Source organism: Mucilaginibacter sp. P4_A11, assembly GCF_056402535.1.
In genome coordinates, this window is sequence record NZ_JBFUHE010000015.1 from 70700 (window position 1) to 86354 (window position 15655).

Annotated in this window: 11 protein-coding genes; all 11 read right to left on the reverse strand. The window is 43.1% G+C overall.

Annotated elements, in window-relative coordinates; genetic code table 11:
• Nucleotides 1–85: 85 nt before the first annotated feature.
• Nucleotides 86–1486, reverse strand: a complete 1401-nt coding sequence (locus AC1DUD_RS24515; protein WP_477379344.1) for an alpha-L-fucosidase — start codon at nt 1484–1486, stop codon at nt 86–88.
• 406 nt (nt 1487–1892) lie between these two features.
• Nucleotides 1893–2798, reverse strand: coding sequence for a glycerophosphodiester phosphodiesterase (locus tag AC1DUD_RS24520; RefSeq protein WP_477379346.1), 906 nt, complete (start codon nt 2796–2798; stop codon nt 1893–1895).
• Nucleotides 2788–4203, reverse strand: a complete 1416-nt coding sequence (locus tag AC1DUD_RS24525; RefSeq protein WP_477379348.1) for a calcineurin-like phosphoesterase C-terminal domain-containing protein — start codon at nt 4201–4203, stop codon at nt 2788–2790. The genes AC1DUD_RS24520 and AC1DUD_RS24525 overlap by 11 nt, the downstream gene beginning before the upstream one ends.
• Before the next feature lie 241 nt (nt 4204–4444).
• Nucleotides 4445–5944 (reverse strand): DUF5689 domain-containing protein, encoded by a 1500-nt coding sequence (locus AC1DUD_RS24530; protein WP_477379350.1) that lies wholly within the window; start codon nt 5942–5944, stop codon nt 4445–4447.
• A gap of 31 nt (nt 5945–5975) precedes the next feature.
• Nucleotides 5976–7466: a SusD/RagB family nutrient-binding outer membrane lipoprotein gene (locus AC1DUD_RS24535; protein ID WP_477379352.1), complete on the reverse strand. Its 1491-nt coding sequence runs from the start codon at nt 7464–7466 to the stop codon at nt 5976–5978.
• A gap of 11 nt (nt 7467–7477) precedes the next feature.
• The gene (locus AC1DUD_RS24540; RefSeq protein ID WP_477379353.1) at nt 7478–10930 is read right to left on the reverse strand and encodes a SusC/RagA family TonB-linked outer membrane protein; all 3453 of its coding nucleotides are present in this window, start codon (nt 10928–10930) and stop codon (nt 7478–7480) included.
• A gap of 109 nt (nt 10931–11039) precedes the next feature.
• Complete coding sequence (locus AC1DUD_RS24545) at nt 11040–12056, reverse strand: FecR family protein (protein ID WP_477379355.1); 1017 nt, start codon at nt 12054–12056, stop codon at nt 11040–11042.
• A gap of 80 nt (nt 12057–12136) precedes the next feature.
• On the reverse strand, nt 12137–12703 hold the full coding sequence (locus tag AC1DUD_RS24550; protein ID WP_477379357.1) for an RNA polymerase sigma factor: 567 nt from the start codon (nt 12701–12703) through the stop codon (nt 12137–12139).
• Between the two features lie 104 nt (nt 12704–12807).
• Nucleotides 12808–14247: an alpha/beta fold hydrolase gene (locus tag AC1DUD_RS24555; RefSeq protein ID WP_477379359.1), complete on the reverse strand. Its 1440-nt coding sequence runs from the start codon at nt 14245–14247 to the stop codon at nt 12808–12810.
• Nucleotides 14248–14311: 64 nt separating this feature from the next.
• Entirely contained in the window at nt 14312–15121 is an 810-nt protein-coding gene (locus AC1DUD_RS24560; RefSeq protein WP_477379361.1) for a helix-turn-helix domain-containing protein, read from the reverse strand.
• A gap of 173 nt (nt 15122–15294) precedes the next feature.
• Entirely contained in the window at nt 15295–15609 is a 315-nt protein-coding gene (rhaM, locus tag AC1DUD_RS24565; RefSeq protein WP_477379363.1) for an L-rhamnose mutarotase, read from the reverse strand.
• Between the last annotated feature and the right edge of the window lie 46 nt (nt 15610–15655).

The following is a 15655-nucleotide window of genomic DNA, read 5'->3' on the forward strand; positions in this document are numbered from 1 at the left end:
TTATATCCAAAACAGTTAATGGAAAATAAAAAACCCGCCTTGCGGGCGGGTTTTCATTAGTAAATAGTTAGTCAGTTATAGTGTATTATCTTCTTTCGTTATAAACCTGGAATTCGGCTATTGATACCTGGTGATCGGCTTTGTCTATCGAGATGCGAACTTTACCCGCCCATACTCTGTCAAAACGATGTACTTTAATTCTGTTGGCATTTTCGCCGTCAAACAATGGTTTCCAGCTTCCGTTGAGGTAATATTCCAACCGGTAGTGTGAAATATTAGCCTTTTCTTCGGCAATAACGACGGTATTCAATGCCTGATCTTTCTTAAAGTCGATCTCGTACCACGGGTTTTTAACTGTTGGGTTTGATACCCATGAGCTGTGGAAATCGTCATCATTGGCAAAATCCATAATAGCCGAATCATCGCTCCAGCTTGCACTTGCCGGTTGGTTTTTAGCTATGTTTGATGAAATGATCGGCGCATCCAGTTTAGAAAGTTTTGCAAGCGGACCTTCGTTTTTCCAAAGTTTGCCGATCTCTTTAAGTGCAGCAAGGGCGTTATCGTCAAACAAACCATCACGATTTGGCGCTACGTTCAGGATAAAGTTACAGTCAACATTGTTCAACGGTTTCAGGATGTCATTAACCAGTTTGGCAGGTTCTTTAACCGGGGTTGTCGGGTGGCTTGTTTCCCAAAACCAGTTAGCTTGCAGCGGTAAGCAGGCAATAGCCGGCATGCGGTTATCCTTAGTTGATACACGCTGACCTGCACCCATTTCGTAAGTTTTGATATCGGTATAGTACATGCCTTCAGCAGGGTATTTGGCACCGTTAAGGTCCATTACCAAACAGTTTGGTTGTAACGATTTTACCAATGTATAAATTTCTTCAAACGGAACGTCGTCATACGAGATCCTCGACCATGGTGCGTCCCATCCGTCAATGATCAAGGCCGAAATTTCACCATATTTGGTCATCAGCTCGGTGATCTGCGCTTTAACCATATCAATATGTTTTGGCGTGATCATGTTTGGCCTTAACCTGTGGTGGGTATCCAGGATAGAATAATACAGGAAAACCTTTAAGCCATTAGCCCTGAAAGCATCAGCATATTCTTTAACCACGTCCTTTTTCAGCGGACTGTTCATCACATTATAATCGGTGGTTTTGGTATCCCAGATACAAAAACCGCTGTGGTGTTTGGTGGTGATACAGCCATAGGTCATATTAGCCGATTTTGCCGCCTTTGCCCACTGGTCGCAATTCAGTTTTTTTGGATTGAAAATTGTTGGCAAGGCATCAGGATCTGCCCAGTCCTGATCCATATAGGTTGGAATGTTAAAGTGAATGAACATACCGAAGCGCAGGTCGACAAATTCCTGCTGTAGCTGGGCAAGCGGTTTTACAGGCCGCTGGGCCGTTTGTGCTTTTAGTGAGAGTGAAGCCGCACAAAGCGCTATAAAGCATAAAGCTTTTAATTTAAACATGATTGGGTTGTTGGTTAAATTGATAAAACGTTTTAACAACTGCAATATCACATTTAAATTTAATGTTTAGATTATCGGAAATTGACATTACATTCAGCTTATTTGGCGTGGCTGAGAATAAATTCGCCGCCGCTCGGCTCCAGCCGAGTGGCAACTATTTTGCGGCCTCTGGCCGCAGTGTTTAAACTTGCGCTCGTTTGCAACGAGCGCTTAATATAGTTTGGCGATTGCATCGCGCGGTTGCGTTACAAACGCAAACCCATTTTAAGCACTCATTCTAAATGAGTGCAAGGAAGTAAGTGAGCGCAAGAAAGTCTTGTATTATTTACGGCGGCCAGAGGCCGGGAAATAGTTGCCACTCGGCTGGTGCCGAGCGGCGGCAAGAATTTTTATATATGGCTAAACTCTAATACAAATCCGGGTAATCCGTAATCACACCATCAACACCTAAACTTTTCAACTGCTCTATCTCAGCTTTGGTGTTTACTGTCCAGGGCAAAACTTTGATCTTTGCATCGTGGCATTTCTTTACCAGGTCGGCATTAACCAGTTTATAATCCGGACTGTAGATGAAAGGGGTAAAACCCAGATCGGCCATATTATCTTCAAACGACTTTTTGTTTTCGATAAGATAAGAGGTGCTCACATCTGGGTATTTTTTGTGGATGATCTGCAGCGTACGTCTATCAAACGATTGGATCACTACATAAGGCAGGATTTTCTTTTTGATCAAGACAGCCATCAGTTTCTCCACAAACTCTTCCGGGCTGGGATTATAAACACCATCCCCTTCGGGCGAGCATTTGGTTTCGATGTTATAGAATACCGGCTTTTTGTGATTTATTTTAATGTAATTCTGTACCGAATCGATGAGTTCTGACAACAGCGGCATATAGGTTTTGATCTTTTGCTGACGCGGAAATTTGCCGTATGGTTTTGAACCTACATCATATTTCTTCAAGTCCTCATATGTCATTTTGTAAAGGATCAGGTTTTTCGCTTCCTCTTTGCTGATCTCCTTACCATCAGGCGTGAGCGAGAACAACGGATTAATGTATTCATCGTGCGATAATACCACCTGCCCATCAGCCGTAATGTGGGTATCCATTTCCAATGTTGTAACAACACCAAGGTCGATGGCGTTTTTCATAGCCGGAATGGTATTTTCAGGCATCAATCCCCTGCCGCCGCGGTGTGCTTCAGCACTGAATGAAGGAAAATCCGCATTTTTAAATTCCATGTTTTTAACAACGGTAAAACCTGATAACAAGATAAGGCTTATTCCGGCAACAATGTTTAATTTATTTTGCATCTAATTCGCTTGAATATTTATTTCCGAAACGATCTGTGGCTTCAACCCTTACCTTTTTAACCGACGGTTCAAAATGTGCTACAAACAGGTGCCCCGTTTCATGAGGCTCCACAAAGTGACGGCCTGCCGGCAGTTGATCACCTTTGTACAAACTTACCGATAAAGGATCGTATCCCTGCTCTTTTGATAAAGCACCCATTGGTTTGTCATCTAAATAATACACAACTTTCCATTGCGGATCATAGTTCCAAACATTGGCAATCAGGCGCATCTGGTTGGTTAATTTTTCGGCATAAACACTGATCTGATTTTCGGCGGGTAAGCCGGTAGATTTATAATACCATTTCAATTCGGTGCCATTTACCGAGTACACGCCGTAACCGCGCGGGGTACCATCAACACAAATAGGGCCAGTCCACCAGCCGCCGCAAACGGTACCATGGTTATGTTCAAAAATGCCGTTGGTGATATTGTTATCATGGTAATGGGTATGGCCAGACATGATGTGTACATTACTGAAACCCTCCAGCACTTTATAAAAATCCTGATTGTTTTTTACCTGATTATACACAGGGATATGCAGGTTAATGACCAGCAATTGATCTTTCTTAACATATTGCAGGTCCTTTGCCAGCCAGTTTAACTGATCTTCGGTGATATAGCCATCATAATCACGCTCAACGCCAAGATAACGAACATTATCAAGCACCACATAATGTGCCTTTCCGCGGTTAAATGAATAATAAGTTGGGCCGTAAACCTGCTTAAAAGTAACATCCGATGTTTCATCACCGCCCTGGCGGTAATCCATATCATGATTACCTATCGCCTGGAAAAACGGAATGCCCATTTGAGCTACAGCTTCATTATAAGCCGGGAAAAGCTCATGGTTATCCCATACAATATCGCCAACACAAATACCGTGTACCAGTGCGTTTTTACCAAATGACTTTATAGTAGCTATGGTATCAGGAACCGAAGTATCCATCATTTGCTTAACATCCTTTTTGTTTTTCACCTGCGGATCGGCCCAGATGATAAAGTGGTGATCATTGTCATCAACTTTTAAAGGCTCCAGCTTAAAATCAAAATGCGAACTACCGCCAATATTTTCGTAATGTTTGGCAACGTTATAATCTGTTTTAAACTCGTAGCCCGACGGGGTACTCATGAAAATGCTTTTAGCCTTTTCATTGGGTTTAAGTTCGTAGTTGCCCTTGTCATCGGTAAGCACTACCGAAAGACCGTCGGATATCACAACACCTTTTACTCCTTTTTTGCCTGCTGTAACGCGGCCTTTTACGGTATCGGTTGTGAGTAACTGGCTAAGGGCATTGGCGCGGAGCGAGATGAATGCGCCGCCGGTTATAAGGCCTACGCCCTGTAAAAATGATCTTCTGTTCATTTGGTTATATTTTCGAAACTCAACAGATGTTGAGCTTGGTAAATTTGGATGGGAAAAAGACTGGTGATAAATTCCATTCCCCTCTTGAGGGGGCGCGCGGGAAGAAAGTGCGATAGCAGGGGTGTGTTTGTGCTATTTGCTTATCAATGCATCAACACACCCCTCCACCCCTCTCAAGAGGGGAATCACACACACCCTCGCTTTTTTATCCTCCCGGATTTATCACCAGCCTTTGTAATATTTAATTTTGAATAGTTGTAAAACCGGTAGCTGTTTCAATAGCAGTTATCGGCGATGTCAGCGTAAGCGGAACGCTGGTCACTGTTCTGCCGGTTATCCACCTTCCGGTAAGTGCATCGTAAACACCACCCAGCTGGCTGAATAAACCATCAGTTGGCAGAGGGAGCTTTGACGTATTAGAACCACCGCCATAAAATCCCTGCTCTAAACGGGTTACCGGGTTAATAGTACTGTAATAATCGGTATTGGTAATACGATAACCGATCTCAGGAGGTCCGGCCGAGTAAACGGTTCCACTGCCGCCATACATGATCACATCAAGCGGAACAGTTGAAGCATTAACCGTAGTGCTCGCGAAAACGGCGATACCTGCAACGTTGCCGCTGTTAGCCAACAGATTGGTAGTTACGTTACCAAAATCGGCACCAGGTACTTCGGCATACATGGTACTGTTGATCCAGTTTGATGAACTGATATCAGTTGAACCTTTGCCCCAGATATTTTTATTACCGCCCACATAAAAGAACTGTCCTTTTTTAACCGAGCCTGATGTAAGGTTAAACTTGTAGGTTTTTGCCAGGCCTTGTGCCCAGCCATTTACCGGCGCCGGATTTGTGCCCGCATTATTACAGGTTACTACAGCATAATTGGTTACCGAAAAGTCAATATCCTTAGTTGCTTTAAACTGGATATACTCATAGTCACCATCTCCGCCTGATGGATTGGTGAGGTAACCGGTTATGATAATTGGTGATGGCTTAGTTGCCGCAAGGGTAAACACATCGTTAATGGTTCGGGGCCAAAGCTGCATTTTGGTATCGGTACCTGATGTTACCGCAAAAGGGATGCCTGTAAAATTAGCGCTAAAAGGCAGTTCACTGCCTGCAAATGCAGCACTTGCTTCAGTATGTAATGTAATTTTACCAAAACCATCGTTAATGGTTTTATCGCCCGCAAAGGTTTCATCTTTTTGCGGTTCAGGATCGGTAACGGCTTTTGCTATGGTTACCAGGGTGCTTTCGTAAGCATCCGGCGAAGCCATTAATGTTGACGATGGCATCGATGCTACCCAAACAGGCCTCTTATCGGCCACCTTATTTATCGATGCTTCGGTTAAACCCTTTAAACGCATACTACCATTAACTTTGGTAAGGGTTGCACCATCAACCTGCACTATTACCGAATCGCCGGGAACGTAGTTTGCGGCGGCACTTCCTATTTCAAGGGAAATACCTCTTATTGCGTTACGGCGGTTATTTTGAACAACAAGTACCCCTGCCGGGCAGTTACCTGCAGCCGCATTTGAAATCACTACTCCCACTATTTCTTTAGCTCCGCCCATGTTATTGCTGTTCAGCACAACATCGGCACCCTTATAAATGCCCCGAAGGTCAACAACAGCTATGATCGGGCTTAACGTGCCTTCGGCATAGTTATTCTTTTTACATGAATTTATACTGATAGCAGTTGCAAGCACCAGTAATAAATATATCTTTTTCATTTTATGGATATTTTAGTTTAAAACCGGTTTGTTATTGTTTTTGCCACCATACCTGTGTATTGATCTCATCGGCACCCTGGGCAGCTACTGCTGCTTTATAATTATCGGGATTGGCGGATTGTACATAAACAGGGTATTGCAGCCTGGCCGGCATAACGCCGTTGTTCCTTAAACCGTGACCTTTGGGTAATACCGGGTGACCGGTACGGCGATACTCAAACCACTGCTCAAAATCAGTATAAAACATCGAGTAATACTTTTGAACATGGATCATCTCCATCTTCTCATCAAGCGGGGCGGCATTGTCCCAAACAATATCAGCGCCGGTTAAATAGGTATCTATCGGCGTGTTATATGTTGGGATCCAGAAGGTGATGCCTGCCTGAACACCATTTTTATAATAGGCGGACGCGTCGCCAGAGATCCAGCCTTTGGCAGCAGCCTCTGCAAGGATAAACTGAACTTCCGAATAGTTCATGATATTACCCATTAACGCGTCGTTCATCAATGTAGCAGGCGATGTGGTTGAAAGGAAATAGGATTTGATACCCACATTTTCGCCAGGAGCATAGCCGCTTGGGATCCCCTGAATTCCGCCCTGGAAACTTGACATTGACCAGCGATTACTGGTTAACCGCGGATCGGCCCATTTGGCCAGGTTATTCACAAAAAAATCGCAAATACCAATAGCCCGCCAGTCCTGCTCCCGCACGCCGCCTATGAATGGTGACGTTAGCGAACCAGAGCCTGTCCAACGTAAAACAGCCGAATCATCATTGCTACCCATGATAGGATAAGTATCGGGATTGGTATCAACCATTTGTTTGATCTTGGCTATTACCTGTGCAGATACATCGGCCTTGCCAGATACCCTTAACAATAACCTCAAATAAAGCGAGTTACCAAACTTACGCCACTTTAAAGCGTTGCCATTAAATACCGGGTCGCTGCCGGCAATTACGTTTGCCGATGCGTTAAGCAGGGTATCTGCAGCTTCCAGATTTTTGAAAATATCCAGGTAGATATCTTTCTGCTTATCAAACTTAGGTGTAAAGTTTCCCTCCTTGCCTTTATTTGAATCAAAGTAAGGTACATCACCATAAGTGTCGGTAAGCATTGAATACAACCAGGCCTGGCATATGAGCGAAATACCCATATAGCTTTTATTATAGGTAACCTCCTTGCTGGCAATGGTATAGATATCTTTAAAGTTGGTTAACTGGGTATACCATGCATTCCATGTTACATCGGCCCAGGTACGTTTAATATCATACCTGAATACCCTGCCCTCGGAATCGCCAGCATCAACAGTAACCTGCATCAACTCGTTATTAAAATTGCGGGAGCGAAGCATATTAGTGCCTAAAGTATTTACCAATGCCGGGGCCAGCAATTGCTGAGGCAATGCATTGGGCGTACCGTTGGGATCGGTGTTTATCGCGATAAAATCCTTTTTACATGATGACATTATGCTAACGAACAACATCATCATTGATATAATTATATATCCGTTCTTTTTCATATTGTTAATTATTAAATGCCGATAACTATGTTAAAACCAAATGTGCGGGTTGATGGAAACTGAGCGATCTCAAATCCCTGTACAATGTCACTGCCCGAAAGCGTACCAAATTCAGGGTCGAAGATTGGCCACTTACTCCAGATGTATAGGTCACGACCATATACACCAACTGTAGCACGCTGCAGGCCAAGTCGTTTCACAAACCGTGGGCTCAATGAGTAATCAAATCTCGCCTCGCGGAATTTCAGGAAGTTGGTTGAAAACGTATTGCCTTCGGCATTGTCGATACCATAATGAGATCGATAATAACCATCTATGTCTATGGCGATAACGTCATTCGGCCTGTAGCTTCCGTCAGGGTTTTGGATAACACCTTTACCGATGATGCCGTTGTACCTGCCCGGTAGGGTAAGCGTTGTTTTACCCTGCTCGGCCAGCTTATAGTTTGATAACGAATACGACACGCCACCAACCTGGGCATCAAACAACAAGTGCAGGTTAAATTGCTTATACCTGAAATCGTGCCCCATGCTTGCCTTCCATTTAGGAATGGTATTGCCCAGGTAAACCAGGTTATCTGAAAGTTTGGCAAAACCTGTAGCCGCATCATAAACTATTTGTCCATCGGGTGAGCGTAAATAGCCACGACCGTACATATCGCCCATACTACCGCCTACCCGTGCCACGATCTGGCCGCCACCTGTAGGGCCGTTACGCAATACTACTGCACTATCGGCAAGCTGTTCAATAGTGTTTTTATTGGCGCTGAATGTCGCGGTAACATTCCAGCTAAACACGTTGGCTTTACGGATCGGTGTTCCGTTCAGGGTAATTTCAATACCCTTATTGTTTACACGGCCAACGTTGATCACCGCCTGGTTATAACCTGACGACTGATCGACAGTACGGCTAAGGATCTGATTTTTAGTATTGCCTGTGTATAAAGCAATATCAAAACCCAAACGGTTATTGAACATGCGCGTTTCGGCACCTATTTCGAGCGTTGTGGTGCGTAAAGGTTTCAGGTCGGGATTGGAGAGCGTACGCGGATTTTGCAAACCGCCTGCATATGTACTGCCTGCCGATACGTAATTAAATGTTGTTTGATAAGGATTTGTTGTGCCACTACCTACCCCGGCAAGCGACGCCCTCACCTTTGCATAATCAATAAACTTAGGCAGTTTAAATGCTTCGGAGGGTAAAAAGCTCATGCTTGCCGATGGATAAAAGAACCCTACCTGATCTGTACGGTTTGCCGTAGCAAGGGTACTGATCCAATCCTGGCGGGCGGTTAAATCAACATACAAGTAATCTTTAAAGGATGTTGACAGCAACCCATAAAAACTGTTGATAGCATATTTAGATTTAAACGGCTGCGTAACCAGCGGACCGGCATTGTTAGCCATTGAATACACACCGGGATATACCAATGAGTCGGCACGTACCTCATCGCGGTTATAGTTATTGCGGAGCATACTGCCGCCCGCTGTAGCCGTAACATTAATGTCGTGGGTTATTTTCTTGTTGTATTTCAGCAGGAAGTCGCCGCCTTGCTCCTCCGAATAGATGTTTTGAGTGCGATATGAGCCTTTAGGGTATTTGGTACCGGCATCATAAGGCCGCTGCTGGGCACGCTGCTCGTAACCCATATCTAAAGTAGCACGAACCTGTAAGCTCAGCTCTTTGGTAATGCTGTAAACTGCTTCAACGTTACCGGTAACCGAATTACGGTTTGATCTGTTGATAAACTCATTTGATACGGCATAAGGATTTTCGGGGAAAGAACTGAAAGGGTAAAATATGGCTTTACCTTCTTGTCCGTTTTTCCAGTAGTTTTTTAACCAGTTTAAATCGGCATTTGGCTGCCAAAAAATAAACCAATACATCAACGATTGATTACCATAACCGGCGCCGGGCAGGTTATCACTGTTTCTATTATTGTAATTTACTTTTGCGTTGATGGTTAATTTATCATTGATCTTGGAGTTAACCGATAAGGCGATGCTGTTACGGGTATAACCGGTGTTTGGGGTTATCCAGTGATTGGTTACATTGGTTGCCGAAAAACGGGCCGTTGTTTTATCACTACCGCCGTCAACACTTACCGAGTTGGTAAAAGTTTGCCCTACATCAAAAAAATCTCGGATCTGGTTTTTGTATGGCACCCATGGTGTACGTATCGTACTTTGCTTTTGGGTAGTTGGGTCAAGCTGGTAAAAAAGCTGACCGTCAAACTTAGGCCCATAAGCCGAGCTTGTTGCGCTGGTACTGGCACCGTCAGGCCCCGCACCGAACGAATAATAACGTGAGCCTGCTGTACCTTGCCCGTATTCATATTGCAGATCGGGCCAGCGGTTTACGCTTTCAAGGCTGGCATTTGAGTTAAAAGTGATTCCCAAACCGCTATGCTTTTTACCAGATTTTGTGGTAATGATGATAGCACCATTAGCACCACGCTGGCCGTAAAGCGCAGCTGCACCCGGCCCCTTCAAAACGGTTACCGTCTCAATATCTTCAGGATTGATATCATTCAGGTTACTGCCATAATCGGCTGGCATGTTGTCGCTGCTGGTACCGTAGGCCGATTCGCCGGAGTTACTTGTGCGCCTGCCGCTACCCTGGTTAATTACCACACCGTCAACAACTATCAAAGCTTCGTTATCGCCGGTAAGGTTACTCTCACCACGAAGGATAATTTTATTTGATCCGGCCGGGCCACTGTTTGAACGGATCAGGTTTAAACCAGCTACCTTGCCTGATAATGCATCTGTCCAGTTACCCGAAAGCGCATTAGTTAACTGATCACCTTTAATTACCGGTGCCGAATACCCGAGGCTTTTATCTTCCCTTTTAATCCCGAGCGCTGTTACAACAACTTCGTTAAGCTTATTATCAGCAGGGTTAAGCGTGATATTTAAAATAGTGTTTGCATTTGAGCTAACGCTTACATTCTGAATCCGCTTAGTTTCGTAGGAGATAAAGCTTGCTTCAACTGTGTAGCTGCCCGGCACAATATTTAATGTATATGAGCCGTCAACTCCACTAATAGTGGTTGCCCCCGCTCCCGGTATTTTTACTGTAGCACCGGGAAGCGGCTGACCTTGCTCATCAACCACTTTCCCTTTAATGCCACCCCTATCCTGTGTTTTTGCAATGATGAGGATATTACGTTCGCCTGCCGCTTTGTAGGTGCAGGTAGTTCCTTTCAAAAGCAGGTCAAGAGTTTCGCCTAAGGAGCGTTCTGCTTTTGCTATGTTTACTTTGCGTTTGTCATCAAGCAGGCTATTATTATAGCTTATCGATACATCGCTTAATTTTTCTATTTGCTGAAAGGCATCCTTTAACATAGTACCATCGGCACCAAAAGTGATCCTTTTGTTTATTACTGTTTGAGCCTTAGCGTTTATGCCGCCAAAAGGCAATTGTAAAAAGAACAGCATGGTTAATAACCATAACTTTTTCATATATTTACTTTAATTTATACTTGTCTAACCGTGAGTTTAAATTGTCAAAATTTGAAGCCTGGGGTTGTTACCAGCAACGTCCAGGCTTTTACCAATAGCCGGGTAAATACTATTTCATTATACTTCCTCCTTTTTGATTATTGTTTGAAATAAATAGCTGATTGCCTTTTTGCGTGTAGCCCAATCCTGATAGCGCGCTGAGGGTTTCCATAGCATCCGTCAATGTCATCCCCCTTAATTTTGCCGTAAGCCTTACATTGCCAAGGTCTGGTTCTGTAAACCTGATCTTAACACCGTAATGATGCTCAAGCGAAGCGGCTATTTCACTGTAAGTTGTATTATAAAAAACAAATTCATTATTGATCCATGAGCTAACTGCTGATGCATCAGTATTATTGAATGTATAGATGCCGTTTTGGGTGTTGATACTGATCTCCTCATTCTTCACCAGGTATTTAACCATTTGAGGCCTTCCCTGCACATTGGCCATTACGCCAACTTTACCACTTTGCACGGTTACAGCTACCTTATGCTCGGCCGGGTAGGCTTTGATGTTAAATGATGTACCCAACACCACGGTGGTGATCTCGCCACTTTTTACTACAAAAGGTTTGGCTTTATGAACTACATCAAAAAAAGCTTCGCCATCAAGCATTACATCGCGCTTTTCGCCGCTGAAGTTTTTAACATATTTAAGTGTACTGCCGCCGCCAAGATAAACTACCGAATTATCTGGTAGTTTTATTTTAGAATGCTTACCATCAACATTGCTGATCTCTTCATAAACTAAAGCCGACGATTGATTGAAGTATCGGTATCCAAACCAGCCCGAAGTACAAATAAGCAGGCAAGCCGCAGCATAAGCTATCCAGTTGAATTTAGGAGTTTGTTTTTTTACAGGTATTTGAGGCTGGATTATATGCGCATTGATTTTGGCCCAGCTGCCTTCAGCATGTTCAGGCTGTTTAAAATAAGCCCTCGATGCTTCCAGTATCTGGATGGTTTCGCTGAACTGGGCAAGGTTTTCGGGGCTTTCCTCAATCCATTCCTGTAACTGCGTTAAGCCATCATCGCTGATGGTTTTTTCAAAATATTCAACTATTAAGCGATAGCTATTATCTTCCATTAAATCTGTCTCTGAACTTAAAGACCGATTTTACGTAGCCGATACGTAGCTAAATGAGTTAAGTTTACATTAAGAAATCATTACCCCCCGGAAGTGAAATTGTGCTGCCCTTTTAACAGCTGTCGAAGTTTTTTTATTGACTGATAAAGTGTGGTTTCAACCGTACGAACCGAAATACCCAGCACTTTGGCTATTTCATTTTTGTCGAGGTTATCAATGCGGCTCATGAGCAACACCTGTCTTTGACTGGTGGGCAGGGTATCAATCAGGCTCAGTATTTTATTGTACGATTCGCGGCCCGAAAGAATTTTGAAGGGGGTATCCCTGTCCTTTAATACATATCCTTTCAGATCAATATCCTCTATAGAATGTACCGGATCTTTCTTTTTCTGGATGTGATTTAAGGAAAGGTTTTTGGCGGCAACAAACAGGTAACTCTTTACATTAAGAATGGCAGTATCGCGGTTATCCCAAAGTTTAATGAAAAGATTTGCGGTGATCTCTTCGGCGATGGTATAATCTTTAGTGTACACCGTGCACAGCTGACATAAGGGTTTGTAATAACGATTAAAAAGTGTTTCAAGGGCAACCGGATCGCTTTGTTGTAAAAGCCCCATCAACGCTTCATCAGTAAGTGCAGGATACATGCCAAAGAGTTGTTTTGGCTCAAATGTAAGGCTGCTATGTTAGGCTAATGTTAAGAAAGCAGAAAACCTTCATTCATAGTGAAAACAGTCGAAAAGTCAGTCACCTATTCTATGGTCAAATTTTTTGATTGAGAGGTTAGTTTCCTATACGGATTTTCAAAAAAAAGTTTACCGTAATCAGTCCCGTCTACACTAAAACCCGGTGCATGTCCCCTGTTGTGGATGATTAGCAATTGGCTATTGGGCATATATCTCTTGATCAACCTGTTATAAAATGGCCTGCAATCGGGATCAACATCCCCTGCCGAGATCATCGCAGGCACTGCCGAATAAACGGGTTGTTTTGCAACTGCAGGCTCCGCTTTTACCTGCCAGCAACTGCATATAACATGGTTTACATTATTAAAAGGATATCCGGCCAGCCACGGAAGCACCGGATGCTGTTGCGCTTCTAAAACAGGATCAGAGTATGCTATTTGTTCTGAGCAATAAACAGAATACCGCATGCCAAGAGAAACATTTGAATCGCCGTCAAAATAGCCATCAAACACTTCCTTCACGTATTTATCCTGGCGGCCTTCAATTAAATCAATCATAACACCCGGCACATTGCTCACCTGCCGCGAGTTCATCCTGTCCACTATCGCGTCAAGCAGTTCATTTTTTGTGTAAGTAAGGTTAGCCGTTTTATCACTTCCTTTCTCCTGGTAAGCTATAGTAAACTTCTTCCCGGTAATAGTGCTGAAGTATTGATGGAACCTCGTTCTTAAATCTTTATATTTTGTGGCAGAAGAATCCATTTCGCAGTTATGAAATACCTGCTCAAGCGCTTCATTGATATTAAACAAAGCGTGCTCCTCAAAATTAACGTAACCGGGGAGCGGTGAATTCAAAAGTAACGTGCGAACGCCTTCAGGGTGATTCCGCGCCACGGTAAGCATCAGGCCACCACTATAGGATATGCCAACCAGGTTAAGCGAATCAATATTCAAGGCTAATCTTAAATCATTTATATCCTCAGCACTTTCAATGGTGTTATAGGCCGATAAGTCGACACCCTGTTTTGTAAACCGGCTTCGGCATTGTGTAACAGCCTGTGATACGAGGCTATCTTTATTTTTTCCTTCCTTGTAACTGCGTTTAATGGCCGCTGCTACTTCCATGCAATCCAAACATGGTTGCGCCCGCTTTGTTCCGCGTTGATCAAAAGCAATAAAACCGCCATAGGCCAACCAGCCTGAGTTATAGCTTATGCTATCAATATTACGCGTAGTGCTGTAGCCCGGTCCGCCTGTAGTGTAAAGCGAGATGTTTTTACGCGGGTCCTGATCCGGCCGGCGTACAAATAAAAACGGGATCTTTACTTTGCGTCCTGCCGGTTTATTTCTATTTTCTGGTACAACGAGATAACCTGTTTTTAAAATAAGCCTTGGGTCTGCCTTAACCAGCTCTGGGTAAGGTTCTAACACCGGCTTATATTTCTGGCTGTATACTTTTTGAATAAAAATAGTGACGCAAAGTAAGATGATAAGGGATTTTTTCATAACCTTTATTTAGCCTACAAAGAAAGGGATTGACTTTACCCGCTAAAAGTAAAAAACGGACAAATTAAAATTGATGCTTAGTTATCCTTTGGCCTGTAAGGTTCATGACATCCTTATGAAAATGGCTCAAATCATAATATCCGTAATCTATCGGAACAAAGTTTTCCCTGTCATTTACAAATGCCGTTAATGCATTTCTGCCCCGCATAATTGAAAAATAATTTTTAGGCGGAGTGCCAATCACCCTGTTGAAATAGCGATTGATGGTTTTAGAAGTAATGAACAGCCTTTCGGCAACTTTTGATGTGTTCAATTGCATACCGGTAGCCTGATATTCGCCAATGCTGTCATTAACAATTTTAACATAATGATCCTGGCTTGCCTGTTTATTGTGCTTCTCTAACAAAAATGATTCAACAATGATCACACGCTCCTCGAAACTTACAGGCTGTTTTATTTTTTGAAGCAATTCCCAGGGCAAAATTTGATTAAGGTCAATGATCTTATCAATAACCGGGACTTGATTCAAACCTAAAACGGCTTCTAAACCGCCCGGGTTAAATTTAACCGTGAATATATTATCGGCAGGTAGTTTATGCCTGGTAACATCCTCATTTCTCAATATTAAAACATCTTGCTGCTCCCTTACATGATATCTCGTATTCTTCAAATCAATATAATAGGGCGAGCCAAGGTTGATATAAAAAGTAGGTGTCCAGCTGGGGAACATCTTCACTGACGAAAATTCGTTTTTTACCTGTAGTGCAGATAAATCTAAAACTGATTGCGAATAAAATTCGATATAGTTAGCCAGTTCTTCGCAAGGCGCGCTGAACCTGTATATTTTACGGATATTCTGAAATATCTCAACCATACCTATTGAGTTAACTATATCTGTAAAAATAATTTTTTTAATTAAGATACAACACATGCAGTAAGCTAAAGCCGGGAAAATGCTACCTGTACAAAACAAAAATGGCTGTCACAAGGGCACATACCGCAGTATACTCTTATGACAGCCATTTTAATAATAGCATTTCTTTGTATCTATGGCAAAAAGAACACCTCTTTCAAAGGTATACTCACCGGCGAATGATCGGCATTGGTATCCATAATTTCTGCCATGTATAACCACCATTTTTTCATAATGGGGGTGTCGGGTAGATGATCAAGGGCTTCCTGGTCTTCAACGTCCATTACACCGAAAAGCCAGTGTGTATCCTCATCTAAAAAGATAGAATAATTGCTGATCCCAACATCCTTAAGCAAACTACTTAATTCGGGCCAGATGGCATCATGCCGGGCCTTGTATTCGGCTGTCTTGCCTTCATGAAGCTTCATTTTAAACGCTACTCTTGCCATTATGAATGATATTTAAAGTCTGTTATCAAAAAGCTCAAGGCTTAAA